This window comes from Mesorhizobium sp. B2-4-6 (assembly GCF_006442775.1).
In the GTDB taxonomy this organism is placed as follows: Bacteria; Pseudomonadota; Alphaproteobacteria; order Rhizobiales; family Rhizobiaceae; genus Mesorhizobium.
Genome location: NZ_VFVI01000004.1, coordinates 264,669 through 285,934, shown reverse-complemented (window position 1 = coordinate 285,934; position 21,266 = coordinate 264,669). Strand labels below are relative to the sequence as shown.

At 64.5% G+C, this 21,266-nt stretch carries 21 protein-coding genes; 12 read left to right on the top strand and 9 right to left on the bottom strand.

Going from position 1 to position 21,266, the window contains the following annotated elements:
- Nucleotides 1-3: 3 nt before the first annotated feature.
- Nucleotides 4-258 (bottom strand): DUF6356 family protein, encoded by a 255-nt coding sequence (locus FJ957_RS14360; RefSeq protein WP_135886919.1) that lies wholly within the window; start codon nt 256-258, stop codon nt 4-6.
- A gap of 115 nt (nt 259-373) precedes the next feature.
- Here FJ957_RS14360 and FJ957_RS14355 point away from each other — a divergent pair, with 115 nt between their 5' ends.
- The 6 genes from FJ957_RS14355 to FJ957_RS14340 all read left to right on the top strand — a co-directional run bounded on the left by FJ957_RS14355 (nt 374) and on the right by FJ957_RS14340 (nt 3,457).
- Nucleotides 374-844, top strand: coding sequence for an Lrp/AsnC family transcriptional regulator (locus tag FJ957_RS14355; RefSeq protein ID WP_140832320.1), 471 nt, complete (start codon nt 374-376; stop codon nt 842-844).
- Between the two features lie 91 nt (nt 845-935).
- Nucleotides 936-1,421: a dUTP diphosphatase gene (dut, locus tag FJ957_RS14350; RefSeq protein WP_140832318.1), complete on the top strand. Its 486-nt coding sequence runs from the start codon at nt 936-938 to the stop codon at nt 1,419-1,421.
- Nucleotides 1,422-2,081, top strand: coding sequence for an HAD family phosphatase (locus FJ957_RS14345; protein ID WP_140832317.1), 660 nt, complete (start codon nt 1,422-1,424; stop codon nt 2,079-2,081).
- A 60-nt stretch (nt 2,082-2,141) separates the two neighbouring features.
- On the top strand, nt 2,142-2,303 hold the full coding sequence (locus FJ957_RS31825; protein WP_181180568.1) for a hypothetical protein: 162 nt from the start codon (nt 2,142-2,144) through the stop codon (nt 2,301-2,303).
- 145 nt (nt 2,304-2,448) lie between these two features.
- Nucleotides 2,449-2,574 (top strand): hypothetical protein, encoded by a 126-nt coding sequence (locus tag FJ957_RS32440; protein WP_281407676.1) that lies wholly within the window; start codon nt 2,449-2,451, stop codon nt 2,572-2,574.
- A gap of 73 nt (nt 2,575-2,647) precedes the next feature.
- On the top strand, nt 2,648-3,457 hold the full coding sequence (locus FJ957_RS14340; protein WP_140832315.1) for an oxaloacetate decarboxylase: 810 nt from the start codon (nt 2,648-2,650) through the stop codon (nt 3,455-3,457).
- Here FJ957_RS14340 and FJ957_RS14335 read toward each other — a convergent pair.
- Both FJ957_RS14335 and FJ957_RS14330 read right to left on the bottom strand, forming a co-directional pair.
- Nucleotides 3,454-4,149, bottom strand: a complete 696-nt coding sequence (locus FJ957_RS14335; RefSeq protein ID WP_140832313.1) for a sulfate transporter family protein — start codon at nt 4,147-4,149, stop codon at nt 3,454-3,456. The genes FJ957_RS14340 and FJ957_RS14335 overlap by 4 nt on opposite strands.
- A 155-nt stretch (nt 4,150-4,304) precedes the next feature.
- Complete coding sequence (locus FJ957_RS14330; protein WP_140832311.1) at nt 4,305-5,207, bottom strand: EamA family transporter; 903 nt, start codon at nt 5,205-5,207, stop codon at nt 4,305-4,307.
- A 264-nt stretch (nt 5,208-5,471) separates the two neighbouring features.
- Here FJ957_RS14330 and FJ957_RS14325 point away from each other — a divergent pair, with 264 nt between their 5' ends.
- The 3 genes from FJ957_RS14325 (at nt 5,472) to FJ957_RS14315 (ending at nt 9,085) form a co-directional block, all read left to right on the top strand.
- Nucleotides 5,472-6,464 carry an adenosine kinase gene (locus FJ957_RS14325; RefSeq protein ID WP_140832309.1) on the top strand — a complete coding sequence of 331 codons (993 nt, stop codon included), beginning with the start codon at nt 5,472-5,474 and terminating at the stop codon, nt 6,462-6,464.
- Between the two features lie 428 nt (nt 6,465-6,892).
- Nucleotides 6,893-7,603, top strand: coding sequence for an antitoxin Xre/MbcA/ParS toxin-binding domain-containing protein (locus FJ957_RS14320; protein ID WP_140832307.1), 711 nt, complete (start codon nt 6,893-6,895; stop codon nt 7,601-7,603).
- 378 nt (nt 7,604-7,981) lie between these two features.
- A complete protein-coding gene (locus tag FJ957_RS14315; RefSeq protein ID WP_140832305.1) occupies nt 7,982-9,085 on the top strand; it encodes a porin in 1,104 nt (367 codons plus the stop codon).
- Between the two features lie 84 nt (nt 9,086-9,169).
- On the opposite strand, the gene FJ957_RS14310 is transcribed toward FJ957_RS14315, so the two are convergent.
- The 3 genes from FJ957_RS14310 to FJ957_RS14305 form a co-directional block, all read right to left on the bottom strand.
- On the bottom strand, nt 9,170-11,449 hold the full coding sequence (locus tag FJ957_RS14310; protein WP_140832304.1) for an NADP-dependent malic enzyme: 2,280 nt from the start codon (nt 11,447-11,449) through the stop codon (nt 9,170-9,172).
- A gap of 101 nt (nt 11,450-11,550) precedes the next feature.
- The gene (locus tag FJ957_RS32230; protein ID WP_246685847.1) at nt 11,551-11,886 is read right to left on the bottom strand and encodes a hypothetical protein; all 336 of its coding nucleotides are present in this window, start codon (nt 11,884-11,886) and stop codon (nt 11,551-11,553) included.
- A complete protein-coding gene (locus tag FJ957_RS14305) occupies nt 11,820-12,731 on the bottom strand; it encodes a glycosyltransferase family 1 protein (RefSeq protein ID WP_246685846.1) in 912 nt (303 codons plus the stop codon). Before FJ957_RS14305 ends, FJ957_RS32230 begins: the two co-directional genes overlap by 67 nt.
- Nucleotides 12,732-12,880: 149 nt before the next feature.
- On the opposite strand from FJ957_RS14305, the gene mutS reads away from it, so the two are divergent.
- The 3 genes from mutS to FJ957_RS14290 all read left to right on the top strand — a co-directional run bounded on the left by mutS (nt 12,881) and on the right by FJ957_RS14290 (nt 16,869).
- Nucleotides 12,881-15,622 carry a DNA mismatch repair protein MutS gene (gene mutS, locus FJ957_RS14300; RefSeq protein WP_140832302.1) on the top strand — a complete coding sequence of 914 codons (2,742 nt, stop codon included), beginning with the start codon at nt 12,881-12,883 and terminating at the stop codon, nt 15,620-15,622.
- Between the two features lie 90 nt (nt 15,623-15,712).
- Nucleotides 15,713-16,177, top strand: coding sequence for a nuclear transport factor 2 family protein (locus FJ957_RS14295; RefSeq protein ID WP_140832300.1), 465 nt, complete (start codon nt 15,713-15,715; stop codon nt 16,175-16,177).
- A 122-nt stretch (nt 16,178-16,299) separates the two neighbouring features.
- The gene (locus FJ957_RS14290; RefSeq protein WP_140832299.1) at nt 16,300-16,869 is read left to right on the top strand and encodes a TetR/AcrR family transcriptional regulator; all 570 of its coding nucleotides are present in this window, start codon (nt 16,300-16,302) and stop codon (nt 16,867-16,869) included.
- A gap of 432 nt (nt 16,870-17,301) precedes the next feature.
- Here the strand turns inward: FJ957_RS14290 and FJ957_RS14280 are convergent, their stop codons facing one another.
- From FJ957_RS14280 to FJ957_RS14270, 3 genes are all read right to left on the bottom strand, one after another.
- Nucleotides 17,302-18,162, bottom strand: a complete 861-nt coding sequence (locus FJ957_RS14280) for an aldo/keto reductase (RefSeq protein ID WP_140832297.1) — start codon at nt 18,160-18,162, stop codon at nt 17,302-17,304.
- 104 nt (nt 18,163-18,266) lie between these two features.
- Nucleotides 18,267-18,656, bottom strand: coding sequence for a DUF305 domain-containing protein (locus FJ957_RS14275; protein WP_140832296.1), 390 nt, complete (start codon nt 18,654-18,656; stop codon nt 18,267-18,269).
- Nucleotides 18,657-18,697: 41 nt separating this feature from the next.
- The gene (locus FJ957_RS14270) at nt 18,698-21,202 is read right to left on the bottom strand and encodes a heavy metal translocating P-type ATPase (protein WP_140832294.1); all 2,505 of its coding nucleotides are present in this window, start codon (nt 21,200-21,202) and stop codon (nt 18,698-18,700) included.
- Nucleotides 21,203-21,266 lie beyond the last annotated feature (64 nt).

Below are 21,266 nucleotides of genomic sequence, written 5' to 3'. Positions count from 1 at the left end.
CTATCAGGCGCGATCCATCAGAGCCGCCGGCTCCTTGACCGCATGCGAGCCTCTGTTGTGCGTGCGCTCATAGAGCTCGCGAACGATTCGGCTCGCCGTAGTTTCGAACAGAAATGGCAAGAAAGCGTGAACGAGCGCGGCGCCCGCCGCCATCGACAGCCGCGAACAGAACCAGGCGGCGAAGGCCATGTGGCCGAAATAGGTCTCGCCGACCTTCTCCGGGTGAGAGGTGAAGAGCGCCGTAAGCCTGGTCGTCATGGTGATCCCTCCTGCCGGGATGAGCCCCGATGCTGAGTATCGTGCCACATGGGTTTGGTTCATCGGTCCCAATTTGTCCTTGCTTTTGCTGGTTTCATGAGACATTCATCCCAACATGCCGGTGGAAATTGATGAGATCGATCGAAGATTGCTGGCCGAGCTGCAACGCGACGGCACGCTGTCGGTCGATCAGCTGTCGGAGCGGGTGGCGCTGTCGCGCAATGCCTGCTGGCGGCGCGTCAAGCGCCTGGAGGAAGATGGCGTCATCACCGGTCGCGTCGCGCTGGTCGATGCCGACAAGCTGGGCCTCGGCCTGTCCGTGTTCATCCTGATCCGTACCTCCAACCATGACCCGGACTGGCTGCAGAAATTCCGCGGGGCGGTGACCGGCTTTCCGGAGATCACCGGCGTCTACCGCATGTCGGGCGATCTCGACTATGTGGTGCGCGCCCGTGTCGCCGACGTCAAAGCCTATGACCGTCTCTACCAGCGGCTGATCGCCAAGGTGGCGCTGTCGGACGTCTCGGCCTCCTTCGTCATGGAGGAGATCAAGGAGACGACCGTGGTGCCGGTGGAACTACGCTGACGGGCCCTGGAACCGGACGCGAAAGAAAGCCGTTGATAGGCCCTACGTCAGAGTTGACCGAATCGGCTTTCGCGCCGATAGGAGTGTGCTCATGCGCACGGCTGTCCATTCTTCCTCCGTCATCGGCCCCACCGTCGGTTTCGTCAGGCTTCCGCATGGCGAAGGCTTGCCTCTGCCGGCCTATGAGAGCGCGGGCGCCGCCGGCATGGATTTGCGCGCGGCGGTGCCGGAAGATCGGCCGTTGCTCATCCTGCCTGGAAAGCGAGCCCTGGTGCCGACCGGACTTGTCCTGGAAATCCCCGAAGGCATGGAAGGCCAGGTGCGGCCACGCTCCGGCCTTGCCTTCAAGCATGGGCTCACCGTCCTCAATTCGCCCGGCACCGTCGACAGCGACTATCGCGGCGAGGTGAAGGTGCTGCTGGTCAATCTCGGCGACGAGGATTTTTCAGTGACGCGTGGCCTGCGCATCGCCCAGATCGTCTTCGCCGCCGTGACCCAGGTTGCAGTCGAGGAGCGCGCGCTGGCCGGCGGCACGACGCGGGGCGCTGGCGGTTTCGGGTCGACCGGCACCGCTTGAATGGCAATCCCTAAACTCGTTATTTTCGACTGCGACGGCGTCTTGGTCGACACCGAGAACCTTGCCAACAGGCGCCTTGCCGAATGGCTGACCGCCGCCGGTTTTACGACGACATTCGAATATTGCCGCAAGAACTTCTCCGGCCGCAGCATGGCCTCGGTGCAGAAGGAGATCGAAGAAACGACCGAGGTCAGGCTCGGCTCCGACTTCGTCGATCGCTGGAATGCCGGCCTGCCGGACCTTTTCTCGCATGGCGTCGAGGCGATCCCCTATGTGCGCGACTTCATCGAGACGGTGCGCAAAGCCGGCATCGCCTATTGCGTCGCCTCCTCGGCGCGGGTCTCCAAGATGCACATCACGCTTGGGCAGACCGGGCTTTTGCCGCTGTTCGAGCACGCCATGTTCTCCTCGACCATGGTCGGGCGCGGCAAGCCGTTCCCGGACCTCTTCCTGCACGCGGCCGCAACGATGGGCGTCGCGCCGGCCGACAGCATCGTCATCGAGGACAGCGTCGCCGGTACCCAGGCCGGTATCGCCGCCGGCATGCGGGTGTTCTCCTACCACGCTGATCCATTCTCCGATCGCGACGGCCTGGCGGCGGTCGGCGGCATATTGTTCGACGACATGCGGGAGCTGTCCGGACTCGTGCCTATACGCTGATCGCACCCGGCTGCGCTTCAGGACTCCATGCCAGCGTACGGCTGCCGGGGGGTGCGTTCGATGTTTTTTTCCCGTCTCATGCTCGCCTGCCTGCTGCTGCCCTCTTTGCGGGCGGCTGCTCAAGCCCAGGCCGTCAGCTTTCCCGAGTCGAACAGCGTCATTCCAGGTGGTCGTCAGGACATCACTCATTTCGATCTCGTAAAGATGGTCGTCCCCGGCTGAAGGCAGGCGCAAACGGCTTCTTGAGCGCTTCGCCGTTTCACGGAAACGGCAAATCGCTCTAACTCTCTGATTTTACGCAATTCCGGACGGAAAACCGCTCACACTTTTCCTGGAATTGCTCTAGGACGGCGGCGCGCCGATCGAAATGTGCGACATCGTCGGCGGCGGCGAGGGCGGCTCGCCGCCCGAGACCATCAGTCAAGGCGTCGCGCTGCGTCAAGGATTCAGGCGCCTTCGAGAATTGTCAGCAGAAAACGCGGAGCGCTTCTGAGCCAGACGCATTCATTTGCCCGGTTCGAGCGACCGCGATAAATTCCCCGTACGACCCCAATCGAGGACCCGCCATGGACAAGGGCAAGATTTTTCGCGATCTGCATGCCTCCACCTTCGTCATACCCAACCCCTGGGATATCGGCACGACCAAGCTTCTCGCTTCGTTCGGTTTCAAGGCGCTGGCGACGACCAGCGCCGGCTTTGCCTTCTCGCGCGGCCTGCCGGACGGCGCCGTGACGTTCGATGCCATGATCCACCATTGCCGCGAGGTGACTGCGGCGACAGACCTGCCGGTTTCGGCCGATCTGGAGCGCGGCAAGGGCGACAGCCCGGAGCAGGCGGCCGAAACCATCTTCGCGGCCGAAGCCGCGGGCCTCGCCGGCTGCTCGATCGAGGACCACACCGGCGACGCCGCCAACCCGATCTACGATTTCGCGCTGGCGACCGAACGTGTCGCGGCGGCCGTCGAGGCGGCCCGCGCGCTCAAACACGATTTCGTCTTCACCGCGCGGGCCGAGAATTTCCTGTGGGGCAAGAGCGATCTCGACGACACCATCAAGCGGCTGCAGGCTTTCGAGAAAGCCGGCGCCGACGTGCTCTACGCGCCGGGCATTAGCGACGTCGAGATGGTGCGCACGATCTGCTCGTCGGTGAGCCGGCCGGTCAATGTGATGGCCCGGCCAGGCTTCACCATCGCCGACCTTGCCATGGCCGGCGCCAAGCGCATCTCGCTCGGACCGTGGCTGACCAATTTCGCCTATGGCATGCTGGAGACGGCGGCCCGCGAGATCCAGCAGGACGGCACCTTCGGCTTCACCCGGGCGGCGATGCCGTTCGGCAAGCTGCAGGCGCTGTTCCGGGAGGGCAAGGAGCAGGACTAGACCGGCTCCCGCGCCGAAACCGCCTTGTGCAGATGCACCATCATGGCGGCCGCAAAAAGCGGCGTCAGAAGGTTGAGCAGCGGCACCGCCAGGAACAGGGCGATGACCAGTCCGGCGAGGAACACAGTGCCGGCATATTCGCGGCGCAGCGCCTTGGCCTCGGGTTCGGGGCGAAAACGCATGGCGGCGAACTCGAAGAATTCCCGGCCGAGCAGATAGCCGTTGACGATGAAGAAGGCGGCAATGTTGATGCCCGGCACCAGAAGCAAGAGCAGCGCGACGATGTTGCCGAGGACCACCACGCCGAAGAATTTGATCGCCAGCACGAGCGAATGCAGCGCCGGCACGGGCCTGCCGGGCGGATCGTTGGGATAGTCGGTACGCTCGACCACTTCGGCGACATCGTCGAGAAAGAGGCCGGCGACGATCGCCGTGACCGGCGCGATGAGCAAGGCCAAGCCCACAGCCAGAACGATGCCGGCGATGATGCCGCCCAGCCATCCGGCCCAGGACGGCATGCCCGGGAGCAGCGCTTGCAGCCAGGGCCAGGCCAGCCATTCGAGCACGCTCTCGAGGCCGAGCCAGAGCGCCACCAGGGCGAGCAGCGTCAGCCCCAGCGTCTTCAGGAAGACGGAGCGGAATTCAGGCGAGAACAGCCGGCTGGCGGCGGCGCGGGCGGCGTCTAGGATCACGGCAGGTCCAGGCCCTCATCGAGAAACGACGCTTCGCAGATAGGCCGGCTCGATCCATGGCGCAACCAAAGCGCGTCGCGTCGACGCGCTTTGCGTTTTTGTCTCGAAGCATGTCGCTTGGCCCAAAACCGCTTCACGCCTTTGGGCGACATGCATTATCGCGCGAGCCTAGCCTGCCTGGCCGGAATCGTCATTGCAGCGACGCCGGCGACGACGAAGGCCATGCCGACCCAGGCCGCCGGCCCGAGGCTTTCGCCGAGGACGACGGCGCCGATGCCGACGCCGATCGGCACGCGCAGATAGGCCTGGGACGTGGTGCCGACCGAGCCCAGCGTGTGGATCAGCCGGAAATAGATGACGAAGGCCATCGCCGTCGAAAAGACCGACAGTCCAAGCAGGGCCAGGATCGACACGGTCGACGGCGCGAGCGTCCAGGGCCGGTCGACGATCAGGCTGAGCGGCACGAGCATCACGGCGCCGCAAAGCATCGAACCCGCGGCGGGTATCATCGGGTCGAGGCCCTTGAAGCCGCGGCCGAAAATCGCCGCCCCGGCATAGGAGATCGTCGCGATGACGATCGCAAGCTGCGCCCACAATTGATGGCCAAGTCCGCCAAGCGCCTGCGTGCCGATGATGAGGCAGATGCCGACGATGCCGGCGCCGACACCGACCAGCTTGCGCGCCGTGACGGGCTCGTGGCGCGTGACCAATGCCGTCAGCAGGAAGGTGAAGATCGGCGACGTCGAGTTGAGGATGGTGGCGAGACCGGCATCGACCGAACGCTCGGCGGCGGCGATCAGCGTGAACGGCACGACGCTGTTGAGGCAGGCCTGGAAGGCGAAGCGGCGCCATGTCGCCGCGTCGGCGGGCATGGCAAGGCCGCGCCAGCGGATGACGGTGAAGAGAATAGCCCCGGCGATCAGCGTCCGGGCGGCGATGAAGGTCACGGGCGGGATCGTCTCGACGCCGATCTTGATGAAGGTGTAGGAAGCGCCCCACAGCACCGCCAGGACGCCAAGCAGCGCCAGGTCGGTGGACATTTCGGTCTTTTCGGACATTTCTGCCTTCCGTTACGGGAACGATCCGCTTGTAGCTCACCAGGTCGCAAGACGTTTCGATCGCGGCGGAACCATAGTCGCCAGCGCCGCCGCTGATATGAGCCAGTTCGGCGCGAACGCTGCCGCAGCCGGCGAACAATCGGCGCCGAGGTCGGCGCCACGGAAGACGTGGCGATTTTCGGGGTAGGCAAAGCAGCGCCAAGTCGCTAGACCCGCGCCCGGCCGGCATGCCAGATAGCCGGGCAGTCCTTGGCGGAGATTTTGATGCCGGAATATGACGTGCTTTGCATCGGCAATGCCATTGTCGACATCATCGCGCAGTGCGACGAAGCCTTTCTCGAGATCAACGGCATCATCAAGGGCGCGATGAACCTCATCGACGCCAGGCGCGCCGAATTGCTTTACAGCCGCATGGGACCGGCGATAGAGGCTTCCGGCGGCAGTGCCGGCAACACGGCGGCCGGGGTCGCCAGCCTCGGCGGACGGGCAGCCTTCTTCGGCAAGGTGTCGAACGACGCGCTGGGCGACATCTACACCCATGACATCCACGCCCAGGGCGTTGCCTTCGACACCAGGCCGCTCGCGGGCGAACCGCCGACTGCGCGCTCGATGATCTTCGTCACGCCCGACGGCGAGCGGTCGATGAACACCTATCTCGGCGCCTGCGTCGAGCTCGGCCCCGAGGATGTCGAGGCCGACAAGGCCGCCGGCGCCAAGGTGACCTATTTCGAGGGCTATCTGTGGGACCCACCGCGCGCCAAGGAAGCGATCCGGCAGACCGCCAGGCTCGCGCATGCGGCGGGCCGCGAAGTGTCGATGACGCTGTCGGATTCCTTCTGCGTCGACCGCTACCGTGACGAGTTCCTCGAGCTGATGCGTTCGGGCACCGTCGACATCGTCTTTGCCAACAGCCACGAGATCAAGTCGCTCTACCAGACCGCCTCCTTCGAGGAGGCGCTCGCCGCCATCCGCAGGGATTGCAAGATCGCCGCCGTCACCCGTTCCGAGAAAGGCTCGGTGATCGTGCGCGGCGACGAGACCGTCATCATCCAGGCGACGAAGATCAAGGAACTGGTCGACACGACCGGCGCCGGCGATCTCTATGCCGCCGGCTTCCTTTACGGCTACACGACCGGACGCAGCCTCAAGGATTGCGGCGACCTCGGCTCGTTGGCCGCCGGACTGGTTATCCAGCAGATCGGTCCGCGGCCTCGGCAGAACCTCCGCCGCGAGGCCGAACAAGTCGGGCTTCTCTAAGGCGATTTCACGAAAACCGGCCTCCGTACGGGCTTGCTGCGCTCGCCGTAGCCTTCCGTCGAAAATCGTTCCGAAACAAGGAGATAGAGCAGATCATCGCTTTCCGCGAAACGATGATCTGCTCGTGAACACCCTGACAAAGCAGTGACGGCTTTCGGTCCCGCAATTGCGCGGGAAGAGGTGCCGTTGCGTCATCGCCGGCAACCTCCAAACAGGGCCGGCTGTCGCGGACCTGTCACGTTGGACTTTTAAGATGCAAAATGAGGCGTTCCGCGACTGACATTTCGGCACGCCAAACCAGGGGTGTAAAGATGCAAACCAGCAAGCTACCGGGCCGCGAGGCCCGTTGCCGTCGCATTTATTTTCCGCGATAGAGTTTTCAGCAACCGCCAGCGCCTGGGGAGGAGCGCGGGCCGCAAGACAGATTGATGAGCAGATTCCAGAACCCGTCCGACGGGATTTCACAAGAGGCATTGGCAGGCCTTATGGCCGAAGCCGTGCAACAGGCGCTGATCCAGCATGGCGTCATGCTGGACGCCGAGGCCTTGGCTTCGGCAAGCAAGATCGCCGGCCATGTGGCTGCCGCCCTGCCCTTCCTGCCGCCGGCACAGCGCCTTGCCGTCGGCTCCTTCAAGGGCAAGTGGACCGACCTTGCGTCCGACTTTTTTCGTGTGATGACGAATGAGGTCGCGAGCGACGGCGCGGCCATATCCGATCGCGCTTTCGAGCGCTCGGCGTCGGGATCGGACACAGCGAGGACGGCGGTCCAGCCGATTGCCGAGCGAGCCATGGACTTGCAATCGATGCTGATCGAAGATTGGGCCGGCGAGGTCGCCGGCTCGACCTATCTGGAAGAGAAGCTCCGCATCCCGCGCTCCACGCTGCATCGCTGGCAAAGACGCGGTGAGGTCGTTGCCTTGCGCAAGGGCGGCCGCAAGCATGTCTTCCCCTTGGCCCAGTTCATCGACGGCAGGCCGGTCCCGGGGATCAGCGAGGTGCTTTCGGCGATCGCCAATCCGAGGCTTGCCTGGTTTTGGCTAAGTCGGCCGTCGCCGGAGTTGGATGGCCGCGTTCCCATCGGGATGTTGAGGGATGACATGGTCGAGGACGTGGTCCGCGCCGCTCGAGCCCTGTCCTGACTCCGGGTACCACGAGTCGATTTTCACGTTCATCCGCATTTTTTAGAAATTTAGTCGGCAAATCATCCGTCATGAAACTGTAATAAACGGCACATTTGGCACATTTCCGGGGTTATCGGACGTTTCGATTGTACTTATTGTTCAGAATGTCCCATCTTTGCATTTATGTGACGTGATATTTGGGCAACAAGACTTCCATAAGCGTCAGAAAGGCCGCCATTCCGACACAATCACTGTTGTGTGAGGCCAACGATTAAGCCATGTCCAAGGTGAAGAAGCGGCGCCGGTGCGCGACTTTTTCAACGATGGGGACGGGGGTGGCAAAAGCCGAACGGCATGTCAGGCCTGTCTTGAACCTTTGACTGGAGATTCAAGAAAATGAACATCAAGAGCCTTCTTCTCGGCTCCGCTGCGGCGCTGATCGCAGTTTCGGGCGCGCGTGCCGCCGACGCGGTGACTGTCGCCGAGCCGGAACCGGCCGAATACGTCAAGATCTGCGACGTCTATGGCGCCGGCTACTTCTACATCCCCGGCACCGAGACCTGCCTGCGCGTCGGCGGCTACATCCGCTATGACGCCGGCTTCGGCGATCCCGGCACCCTCGACGGCCGCAAGACGACCGACGTCATGGACGGCGACTCGCAGAACAGCTGGAACAAGAACGCCCGTTTCGCGCTGAGGACCTGGACCGGCCAGGAGACCGAGCTCGGCACGTTGAAGACCTATACCGAGACCCGCTTCAACTTCAAGAACGGGGCGTCGGCGGTGAACCTGGAATTCGGCTGGGTCCAGCTCGGCGGCCTGCGCGTCGGTGTGGATGAAACGCCTTACGACCAGTTCATCGGCTATGCCGGCAACGTGGTGCAGGACACGATCATCCCATACGGCATCAAGGTCACCAACGTCGTCAGCTACTATTTCGACGCCGGCAGCGGCTTCTCGGGCGTGGTCTCGCTCGAAGAAGGTGCGGACACCGGCAAGATCCTCGGCTTGATCGACAGCTATGTCCCGCATGTCGTCGGCGGCCTGAAGTACAAGGGCGATTGGGGCGCGATCACCGGCGTCGTCGCCTATGACAGCAACTACGAGGAAGTGGCCGGCAAGGTTCGCCTCGACGTCAACGTCACCAAGGAACTGTCGCTGTTCGTCATGGGCGGCTACGGCACCGACGACAACTTCGTCGACCACGGCAGCGGTCGCGGCTTCTACAAGCCGTGGGGCGGCAACTGGGCCGTCTGGGGCGGCGGCACCTACAAGTTCAACCCGAAGACCGCCTTCAACCTCCAGGTCTCGGCCGACGACGCCAAGAACTTCGCCGTCGCGGCGAACGTGGCCTACACGCTCGTTCCCGGCTTCACGGTCACTACCGAACTTGACTACTACCACGACGGCAAGTTCGGTCAGGCCGACGATTACAACTTCACCAAGGCCGACAAGAAGAACAGCTGGGGCGGCATCGTTCGCTTCCAGCGGACCTTCTGATCGAACGCAAAGATCACAAAAGGAAAGGCCCGCGGCATCGCCGCGGGCCTTTTTTGTTTTGACTCAAGCAAAGAAACGGTCTCGTCAGTTCCCCGCCGTGTAGGCGGCGATCGCCGCCATGTTCACGATGTCCGAGTCCTTGGCGTTGAGCGAGACGATCTGCACCGGCTTGTTTAGGCCGACCAGCAGCGGGCCGATGACGGTCGAGCCGCCGAGTTCCTGCAGCATCTTGGTCGAGATCGAGGCCGAGTGGAATGCCGGCATGATCAGCACATTGGCCGGGCCGGTCAGCCGGATGAACGGATATTGCGCCATGGCGCGCGGGTTCAGCGCCACGTCCGCTGCCATCTCGCCATCATATTCGAAATCGACGCGGCGCTTGTCGAGGATGCGCACCGCCTCCTGCACGCGCTCGGAACGTTCGCCCTGCGGATGGCCGAAGGTGGAATAGGCAAGCATGGCGAGCCTCGGCTCGTAGCCCATGCGGCGGGCGAAGCCGGCCGCCTCCTCGGCGATGTCGGCGATCTGTTCGGCGTTCGGCATGTCGTGCACGGCGGTGTCGGCGACCAGCACCGTCCTGCCTCGCGCCAGCACGATCGACACGCCGATGACGCGGTGGCCGGGCTTGGCGTCGATGATGCGGCGCACGTCGTCGAGCGCCGTCGAATAGTTGCGGGTGACGCCGGTGACGATGCCCTCGGCATCGCCCAGCGCCACCATGCAGGCGGCGAAATGATTGCGGTCGTTGTTGATCAGCCGCTGGCAGTCGCGGAACAGGAAACCCTTCCGCTGCATGCGCTCGTAGAGATAGTCGGTGTAGATGCCGTTGCGGCGCGACAGCCTGGCATTGATGATCTCCAGGCCCGGCTTGTTCAGGTCGATGCCGGCATTGCGGGCATTGTCCTTGATGACATCGTCGCGGCCGAGCAGGATCGCCGTGCCGAGCCTCTGGTTCACATAGGAGACGGCGGCGCGCATCACCTGCTCCTCCTCGCCCTCGGCGAAGACGATGCGCTTGGGCTGGCGGCGCACGCGATCGTAAATGCGCTGCAAGGTGGATGCAATCGGGTCGCGGCGGGCGGACAGTTCCTGTGCGTAGCGGTCGAGATCGAGGATGGGCTTGCGGGCGACGCCGGACTCCATCGCAGCCTTCGCCACCGCCAGCGGGATCGCCGAGATCAGGCGCGGATCGAACGGCACCGGAATGATGTAGTTGGGGCCGAATTTCGGCCGGTTGCCCTGATAGGCGGCAGCGACGTCGTCCGGCACGTCCTGACGCGCCAGCTCGGCAAGTGCCCTGGCGGCGGCGATCTTCATCTCGTCATTGATGGTTGTGGCGCGCACATCGAGCGCTCCCCGGAAGATATAGGGAAAGCCCAGCACATTGTTGACCTGGTTGGGGTAGTCCGACCGGCCCGTGGCCATGATGGCGTCGGTGCGGATCTCGGCCACTTCCTCTGGCGTGATCTCCGGATCGGGATTGGCCATGGCGAAGATGATCGGATTTTTCGCCATGGATTGCACCATGGCGGGCGTCAGCATGCCCTTGGCGGACAGACCAAGGAAGACGTCGGCGCCGTCCAGCGCTTCGGCGAGGCTGCGCTGATCGGTCTTGACCGCATGCGCCGACTTCCACTGGTTCATGCCTTCGGTGCGGCCCTGGTAGACCACGCCCTTGGTGTCGCACAGGATGACGTTTTCGGGCGGAAAGCCCATGGCCTTCATCAGTTCGATGCAGGCGATGCCGGCGGCGCCCGCGCCATTGCAGACCATCTTCGTGGTCTTCATGTCGCGGCCGGTGATCTCCAGCGCGTTGATCAGCCCGGCGGCCGAGATGATGGCCGTGCCGTGCTGGTCGTCATGGAAGACGGGGATGTCCATCAGCTCGCGCAGCCGCTGCTCGATGATGAAGCATTCCGGCGCCTTGATGTCCTCGAGATTGATGCCGCCGAAGGATGGTCCGAGGAAGCGCACGCAGTTGATGAACTCGTCGGCGTCCTCGGTCGCCACTTCAAGGTCGATGGAATCGACATCGGCGAAACGCTTGAACAGCACCGCCTTGCCTTCCATGACCGGCTTCGAGGCCAGCGCGCCGAGATTGCCGAGACCGAGAATGGCGGTGCCGTTCGAGATGACGGCGACCATGTTGCCGCGCGTCGTATAATCGAAGGCGCGGCTCGGATCCTCGGCGATGGCGCGCACGGGAACGGCGACGCCAGGCGAATAGGCGAGGCTCAGATCGCGTTGGGTGGCCATCGGCTTGGTGGCGACGATCTCCAGCTTGCCGGGCCGTCCCATGGCGTGGAATTCCAGCGCCTCCTCGGGACTGACGGAGGGGCCGCTGCTTTCGGTTTTCCTGGCCATGATGCTTTCGATTTCCTCGCCTTCGCGCACCCTTGAGGCAGGTGCGTGTTTATGTGTCTTGGGATTAAGGCTACACGGCAGCGCTGTAAACGGCCAAGCGGTCAGGCGCGGTCCGGTTCGCCGACGAGCGCGGCAATTTCCCGCACGGTGGCCCAGCGCATCAAGCCCTCGGTGCCTGAGAACGGCCACCTCTCCAGCGGGGGAGCGCTGCTGCCCTTGCGCCGCAGAAGCGCCGACAGGAACGCGGTGAGTTCCTGCCGCTGGGCGAGAACCTTTTCCAGCGTCCTGCCGCGGATTTCCTCGCGCGGTATGGCGCGATCCCGAAGCCGCTCGACGGCGCGGCGAACGGCCGTCGGCTCCGGCTCGACGATCAGGCAATAGTCCGGATCGAAATAGACGTCGCGCCCGCCGAGGCTCGGCGTGCTGACAATCGGCAACCCGGCATCAGATATTCCATGCTGGAATACATCGCCCCTTCCACGGCCGACAGGCACAGCCCGACGGCGGCCTGGTTGTAGACCCTGTTGACCTCGGCGGAGGTCAGCCGGCCGGGCAGACCGCCCACGATCGGGTTGGCGATGCGATGGCGCGGCGATTGCGCCTGGAGGCGGCGAATGAAGGCGCGGGCGGCGGGCGGCGTCAATTCGCCGATCGAATAGGTGACGTGGACAAGCCGATCGATCTCGAAGGCAAGATAGTGGCGTTTCATCGGCGAGATGCGGCCATTGTAGACGGCATCGAACTCGACCGCCACGTCCGGCAACGGCCGGAAGACATCTTCCGAAATCATCAGATTGTGATTGGAGAACATGGCTTTGCCGCCGACCGCGACGATGAGACGACGCTCTTCCTCGTTGTTGCAGAGGAAGATCACCTCATGAAGAGGAAAGCGCGCCGCATACCAGGCAAGGTCACGGCCCATCTGGGCGACGACGGCAGGTCTTTCCATCGTCCACATCGGCATCAGCAGGAAGGTGGCGCGACGCGCGGCAAGGCGCCGGCCGACGGCTGCCAGCGGATGCAGCGGACGAGGTCCGCCGACCGGGATATAGAGCACCAGCGGATCGCGGCTGAATATGTGCGCCGACATCTCGATGCCGCCGTCGAGATCGGACAAGGGACCGCGCGCCGGCAGAATATAGGGAAAGCGCTTGCGCGCCGAAACCCTGAGCTTGTTCGCGGTTCGATGGGCGCGCCGCGTCGCCAGCAGCCATAGGCGCTCGGCGGCCGAGCCGACCGGGCCGACCATCTCGTCGAAAGTCTCCTGCTTGTCCTGATCCACGAGTCCCCGCCGCCCTTTTCCCAAGGGAACCATAGAGTGCCAGGCCGGCCCGGCGCAACCAGGCGCGTCACAGCAGGCGCCGCCAGTCTTCCCCTGCTTTTCGCGTCGCCGGCATTAAACCGGGCTGCCACTTCTGCTAGCGTTGCCGCATGAACATGCACATGCCCGCAGATACCGACGCCCAGGAGACGACGACGCCTGCGCCCGCCACGAGCGGCGTCACGCCGATGATGGAGCAATTCATCGAGATCAAGGCGGCGAACCCGGATTCGCTGCTGTTCTACCGCATGGGCGATTTCTACGAGCTGTTCTTCGACGACGCGGAGAAGGCGAGCCAGGCCCTGGGCATCGTTTTGACCAAGCGCGGCAAGCACCAGGGCCACGACATCCCGATGTGCGGCGTGCCGGTGCATGCGGCGGACGACTATCTGCAGAAGCTGATCGCGCAGGGTTTTCGCGTTGCCGTCTGCGAGCAGATCGAGGACCCGGCCGAAGCCAGGAAACGCGGCTCCAAATCGGTGGTGCGCCGCGACGTGGTGCGGCTGGTCACGCCCGGCACCATCACCGAGGACAAGCTGCTGGCGCCTTCGGAATCGAGCTTCCTGATGGCGCTCGGCCGCGTCAAGGGCGGCGGCGCGGCGACCAGCCAAGCCGGCTTTGCGCTGGCCTGGATCGACATTTCGACCGGCGCCTTCCGCGTTGCCGAGACGAGCGCCGAGCGGTTGCTTGCCGACATCTTCCGCGTCGATCCGCGCGAGCTGATCGTCGCCGAGCCGGTGTTCCATGATCCGGAACTCAGGCCGGTGTTCGACGTGCTGGGACGGGTCGCCAGCCCGCAACCGCCTTCGCTGTTCGATTCGGCTTCGGCCACAAGCCGCATCGCACGCTTCTTCGAGGTCGCGACCCCGGACAGTTTCGGCACGTTCTCGCGCGCCGAGCTGTCGGCGATCTCGGGCGCCATAGCCTATGTCGAAAAAACGCAGAAGGCCGAACGGCCGCCGCTGTCGCGACCCGAGCGCGAGGAGCAGGGCTCGACGCTGTTCATCGATCCGGCGACGCGCGCCAACCTGGAATTGCTGCGCACGTTGTCGGGCAGCCGCGACGGCTCGCTGTTCAAGGCGATCGACCGGACCGTGACCGGCGGCGGCGCGCGGTTGCTAGCCGACCGGCTGATGGCGCCGCTGACCGATCCGGCGACGATCGCGGCGCGACTGGATTCGGTCTCCTTCTTCCGCTCCGAGACGCGGCTTTGCCAGGGTTTGCGGACCAGCCTGAAAAGCGTCGCCGACATGCCGCGAGCGCTCTCCCGCCTGGCGCTCAACCGCGGCGGGCCGCGCGATCTCGGCGCGCTGCGCGCCGGCTTCGAGGCGGCCGGCGCGATCGCTGAATTGTTCGCGGCGGCCGCCCTGCCCGCCGAGCTCGCCGCCGCGCTTGCCTCGATCCATGCCTTGCCCGAGGCACTCGCTCGTCATCTCAGCGAAGCGCTCGACGAAGAGCTGCCGCTGATCAAGCGCGACGGCGGCTTCGTGCGGTCGGGCTACAATGCCGAGCTCGACGAGATGCGGGCATTGCGCGACGAATCGCGAAAAGTGATCGCCGGGCTGGAGCGCTCGCTGATCGAGGAGACCGGTATCCGCTCGCTGAAGATCCGACACAACAATGTGCTCGGGTACTACATCGAGATCACCGCCAACCATCACGCGATCATGACCGGCAGCGACGCCGCCAAGGCGCGTTTCATCCATCGCCAGACCATGGCCAACGCCATGCGCTTCACCACAACCGAACTGGCGGAGCTGGAATCGAAGATCGCCAATGCCGCCGACAAGGCGCTGAGCATCGAGCTCGCCGCCTTCGACCGGCTGACAGCGGAAGTGGTGGGTGAGGCCGAACGGATCCGTGCCGGTGCCGACGCGCTTGCGGCTCTGGATGTTTCATCGGCGCTGGCATTGCTTTCCGAAAGCGAGGGCTGGTGCCGGCCGCTGGTGGATTCGAGCCTCGCCTTCGACATTGCCGGCGGGCGCCACCCGGTGGTCGAACAGGCGCTGAGGCGCTCGGGCGACGGGCCGTTCGTCGCCAACGATTGCGACCTGTCGCCCGACGGCGGCGCCAAGGCCGGGGCGATCTGGCTGCTTACCGGCCCCAATATGGGCGGCAAATCGACGTTCCTCAGGCAAAATGCGCTGATCGCCATCCTCGCCCAGACCGGCTCCTTCGTGCCGGCGCAAAGCGCCCATATCGGTGTGGTCGACCGGCTGTTCTCGCGCGTCGGCGCGTCGGACGATCTGGCGCGGGGACGTTCGACCTTCATGGTCGAGATGGTCGAGACGGCGGCGATCCTCAACCAGGCGGGCGAGCGGGCACTGGTTATCCTCGACGAGATCGGCCGCGGCACCGCGACTTTCGACGGACTGTCGATCGCCTGGGCGGCGGTGGAATATCTGCATGAGAAGAACCGCTGCCGGGCGATCTTCGCCACGCATTTTCACGAGATGACCGCGCTGGCCGGCAAATTGCCCCGGCTTCACAACGTCACCATGCGGGTCAAGGAATGGGAAGGCGATGTCGTCTTCCTGCACGAGGTCGGCAAGGGGGCGGCCGACCGTTCCTACGGCGTCCAGGTGGCGCGGCTCGCCGGCCTGCCGGAAGCGGTCGTCGCCCGCGCCAAGGAAGTGCTGCACCAACTCGAAGAGGGCGAAGTCTCGGGCAAGACAAATCGGCTCGTCGACGATTTGCCGCTGTTTTCTGTGGCGGTGAAGCGCGAAGCGCCGAAGCCGGTGAAGAGCCATGCGCTCGACGACGCGCTGGGCGCGATCAATCCCGACGAGATGACGCCGCGCGAGGCGCTGGAGGCGCTTTACCGGCTGAAGGGGCTGGCGACAAAGCGATAGCATCTGTCCTGCCTGTCAGTCTGGTTATTGACTCATTGTACCGATCGGTACAATGTCGGTTATCGACGATCGAAACCGACAGGAGATCTCATGAGCCGTCCGCCATTGCCGCCCTTCACGGCCGAGACAGCGGCGCAAAAGGCGCGCCTCGCCGAAGATGCCTGGAACAGCCGCGATCCTAAGCGGGTTTCGCTCGCCTATACCGAGGACAGCATCTGGCGGAACCGGGCCGAATTCGTCTCGGGCCGCGGCGAAATCGTCGGCTTCCTCAAGCGCAAATGGGCGCGAGAGCTGGACTATCGCCTCATCAAGGAGGTGTGGACCTGGAACGAGAACCGCATCGCGGTGCGCTTCGCCTATGAATGGCGCGACGACAGCGGGCACTGGTTCCGCTCCTACGGCAACGAGAATTGGGAATTCGACGAGGCAGGGCTGATGCGCCGGCGTGTGGCGAGCATCAACGATCTGCCGATCGCCGAAAGCGAGCGGAAGTATCATTGGCCGCTCGGCCGCCGGCCGGACGACCATCCCGGCCTTTCGGAACTCGGGCTCTAGAGCATGATGCCGAAAAGCGTGAAGCGGTTTTCGGGCGACATCATGCTCTATCTCTTTGATGTGGAGCCGGATGATTTCAGGTCGAATCGACCTGAAATCATCCGGCTCTAGGGGGCGAATGGATGCGGCGCATCGCGCCAGACCGCGATCGGCTGCTGGGGGTCGTTGCGGAAGTTTTTCGCGAGCATGGTTATGAAGGCGCCAGCTTGTCCGCGATCGGCGAGGCGACGGGGCTCGGCAAAGGAAGCCTCTACCACTTCTTCCCCGGCGGCAAGGAGGCGATGGCGAGGGCTGTCATTGCCCATATCGACGGCTGGTTCGAGGACAACGTCTTCGCGCCGTTGCGCGACAGCGCCGACCCGTTGGCCGGGGTCGAACGGATGCTCGCAGAAACGGACAGCTATTTCCGCTCGGGACGGCGCGTTTGCCTGATCGGCGCCTTCGCGCTGGATGACTCGCGCGATCTCTTCGCTGGCCAGATCAGAAGCTATTTCGGCAGCTGGGTCGTGCATCTTGCTGGTGCGCTGGCGCGATCGGGGCACCGGCCGGGCGAGGCCAGCGAGTTGGCCGAGGAAGCCGTCGCCGCCATTCAGGGCGCACTCACACTGGCCCGCGCCGCCAATGATCTCGACGTATTTTCAAGGGCATTGCGGCGACTGCGGACGCGGCTCGGGGTACCGGCCAAGACCTAGTGTTCCTACAAAGGTTCGAAGCGGAAGGCTGTTCCGGATTGGCAACCCGGCCGACGCCCGGTGAATCGAGATGCGCTCCCGCCACGCACCAGGCGCTGTCGGCGGCAAGAGCAAAAATGCGCAGCCGGGTTGCCCGCGCCTGTTCCTGGTCGGCGTCGAATTCCCATGCGACCTCTGGCCGATCGAACTGAAGCGACGGCACATGCACGAGGTCGCCCCAGGCCAACACTGTTTCGCCGCTGCTGGTGACGCGGGAGATCGTCGCCGAAAGGCTTGTCTCCCGGCTGGCGCAGTCGCCGGACCGGCATGTCGACATAACCGTCGCGCAACGAGGTAACGGTCAAGTCGCCGATTTTATAGGTCGTGTGATGAGGTCCGGCTGAAATTCGTTCCAACGCTTGCTCTCTTTCAACCGCGCATCCGAAGTGGCGGCTAGATCATTTCCAGCCCACGCTTACGCGTCGGCGGCGGGAAGGCGCGGTCGAGATCGGCGAAATCCTGCGGCGTCAGTTCGACGCTCAGCGCGGCGGCGTTCTGGCACACGTGCTCCTGGCGGCCGGCCTTCGGGATGGCGATGACGCCGTCCTGCATCATCACCCAGGCAAGCGCGATCTGCGCGGCGGTGGCGTTGTGGCGGGCAGCGACGACTTCCAGCCGGGTATTGTGAGCCAGCGCGCCCTGCTCGACCGGCGAATAGGCCATCAGCGGTATGCCGCGCTCCGCGCACCAGGGGGCAAGATCGAATTCGGGGCCGCGCCGCGACAGGTTGTAGAGAACCTGGTTGGTCTGGACGTCGCCGCCATGGTCCAAGCCGACCAGTTCCTCCATCTCGTCGGTGTCGAAGTTGGAGACGCCCCAATGCCGGATCTTGCCGGCCGCCTTCAAAGCCTCGAAGGCCTCGACGGTTTCGGACAGCGGCACGCTGCCCGGCCAATGCAACAGATAGAGATCGATGCGGTCGGTGGCGAGCCGCTTCAGGCTGTTCTCGCAGGCGCGCTTCACGCCGGCGCGCGAGGCATTGGAGGGCAGCACCTTGGAGACCAGGAAGGTCGCGTCGCGGCGCCCGGCGATGGCCTCCGCCACCACTTCCTCGGCGCCGCCGCTGGCATACATCTCCGCCGTGTCGACGAGCGTGATGCCGAGGTCGAGCCCCAGCTTCAGCGCCGCCACCTCATCTGCGCGGCGCCGTCGATCCTCGCCCATCTTCCAGGTGCCTTGGCCCAGCACCGGAACGGCTTCGCCGGATGGCAGCTTCAGGGTTCTGATCGACGAGCGGTTGATTGACGGGGGCATGGCTTTCTCCGCGTGAAGGCGGATCGCAGCACAGCCGTGGCCGGAAATCCAGACCGAAGGCTCGTGGCCGCCCGGATTTCTGGTCCCCCGGATTTCCGCAGCGGCTACTTCGCCGGATGCTTGGCGAGCCAGTCCTGCATCTGCTTGATCTCGGCCTCCTGCGCCGTGACGACGCTTTCGGCGAGCTTGCGGATTTCCGGGTCCTTGCCGTTGGCGATCACCACCTTGGCCATGTCGATGGCGCCTTGATGATGCGGGATCATGCCGCGGACGAAATCGACATCGGCATTGCCGGTGTATTTGATCATCATGTCCTTGTGCATCTTCTTCATCGCCGCCTCGTAGCCGATGGTGGCCGGGCTCTGGGCACCCATCGCCATCTTGGACATGTCATGCTTCATCTCTTCAGACGAAGCCGGCACGCTTTCGAGGAAGACGGCAAGCAGCATTCCGGCGGCCATCAGCAGCAGCACGATTTTCTTGGCCAAGGTCATTCAGGTCTCCTTCTGTTGGATAGCGTATCTGGGGGCATTGCTCAGAGTTTCAATGTTCTCAACCGCAAGGCATTGGCGATGACCGACACCGACGACAGGCTCATCGCCGCCGCCGCGAGCATCGGCGACAGCAGCGTGCCGGTGAGCGGATAAAGGACGCCGGCCGCGATCGGCACGCCAAGCACGTTGTAGAGGAAGGCGAAAAACAGGTTCTGGCGGATGTTGCCGATCGTCGCCTGAGCCAGCGTGCGGGCTCTGACGATACCATTGAGGTCGCCCTTGACCAGCGTGATGCCGGCGCTTTCGACCGCGACATCGGCGCCGGTGCCCATGGCGATACCGACATCGGCGCTGGCCAGCGCCGGCGCGTCGTTGACGCCGTCGCCAGCCATGGCGATAGCGGCACCCTTGGCACGCAATTCCTCGACTAGCGCGCCCTTCTCCTCCGGCAGCAGCCCGGCGCGGACCTCGTCGATGCCGAGCCTGCCGGCGATCGCTTTTGCCGTGCGCTCGTTGTCGCCAGTGGCCATGATGATCCTGAGACCCTTGTCATGCAGCGCCTTTATCGCCTCGACTGTCGTTGCCTTTACGGGATCGGCGACAGCGACGATGCCGGCGAACCTACCGTCGACGGCGACGAACATCGCCGTCTTGCCCTCGGCCTGCATCTCTTCGGCATTGGCCGCCGACGTTTCGACGCCGAGATCCGCCATCATCGCCCCATTGCCGAGCGCGACCTTCCTGCCCGAAACCGTGCCCGAAACGCCCTTGCCGGTGATGGCTTCGAAATCGACCGCGTCGGCCAGCTTCAGACCGCGCGCGGCGGCGCCCTCGACGATCGCCTCGGCCAGCGGATGCTCGGAGCCCTTTTCGAGCGCGGCGGCGAGGCCCAGCAGCTCGTTCTCATCGATGCCGTCGGCCGCAACGACATCGGTAAGCCGCGGCTTGCCCTCGGTCAGCGTGCCGGTCTTATCGACGATCAGCGTATCGACCGAGGCAAAACGCTCCAACGCCGCCGCTTCCTTGATCAGCACGCCGGCATGCGCGCCGCGCCCGGTCGCGGTCATGATCGACATCGGTGTGGCGAGGCCGAGCGCGCAGGGACAGGCGATGATCAGCACCGACACCGCCGAGACGATGGCGAAGATCAAGCTCGGTTCGGGGCCGAGGATCGACCAGGCGATGAAGGCCAGGACCGCCACCAGCACGACGGCCGGAACGAAATAGAAGGACACGCGGTCGGCGAGACCCTGGATCGGCGCGCGCGAGCGCTGCGCCTTGGCAACCAGCTCGACAATGCGCGACAGCGTGGTCTCGGCGCCGACTTTCTCGGCGCGCATGACCAGCGAACCGTTCTTGTTCAGCGTGCCGCCGGTGAGCGTGTCGCCTTCGGTCTTTTCGACCGGTAGCGGTTCGCCCGTGATCATCGATTCATCGATCGCCGAGCGTCCCTCCAGCACCGTGCCGTCGACCGGCACGGCGTCGCCGGGGCGGATGCGCAGCTTGTCTCCGGTCTTGACGCTGTCGAGCGGCACGTCCTTCTCGGCACCGTCGGCGCCGATCAGCCGCGCCGTCTTCGGCGCAAGATCGAGCAGCGCGCGGATGGCCGAGCCGGTGCGCTCGCGGGCCCTGAGTTCCAGCACCTGGCCGAGAAAGACCAGCGCGACGATGACGGCGGCGGCCTCGAAATAGACCGGCACGGCGCCGTCATGGCCGCGGAACTGATGCGGGAAGACGTCCGGGAACAGCGTCGCGACAAGGCTGAACAGATACGCGGCGCCGACGCCCAGCGAAATCAGCGTCCACATATTGGGGCTGCGGTTCAGGATCGATTCCCAACCGCGATGGAAGAACGGAAACGCCGCCCACAGCACCACCGGGCTCGCCAGCGCCAGCTCGAACCATGTCTTGGCGCGGCCGTCGACGAGGTTTTCGAAGTTGAAGCCCAGCATCGGCGCCATGGCGATGATCAGGAGCGGCACGGAGAGCGCCGCGCTGACCCAGAACCGGCGCGTGAAATCGACGAGCTCGGGATTCGGGCCCTCGTCGCCGGACGGCACGCCCATCGGCTCCAGCGCCATGCCGCAGATCGGGCAGGAGCCGGGCTTGTCGCGAATGATCTCGGGATGCATCGGGCAGGTGTACTGCGTGCCCTTCGGCATAGGTTGAGGCTCGGGCCGGCCAGCGAGGTATTTTGCCGGCTCGGCTTCGAACTTGCCCTTGCAGCCGGCGGAGCAGAAATAGAAGCCCTGCCCTTCGTGGCGAACGAAGTGCTTCGCGCTCGCGCGGTCGACATTCATGCCGCAGACGGGGTCGGTCGCGGAAAGATATGCTTCCGGCTCGGCTTGGAATTTCGTGCGGCAGCGCTCGCTGCAGAAATGAAACGTCCGGCCGCCATGCTCGGCCGTCGGCTTGCCGGCCGCCGGATCGACCGTCATGCCGCAGACAGGATCGCGAATCACCGCTTCGGCGTCGGGCGCGGCATCCTTCGCGGAGCAGCAGCCGCCGCCATGCGCATGATGGTGGTGATGGTCGGAATGGGTCATGGCCAGGCCTCTGAATCTCGAACTTGAGGCGGAGGTAGTGCTTCCAGTAACTGGAAGGTCAAGG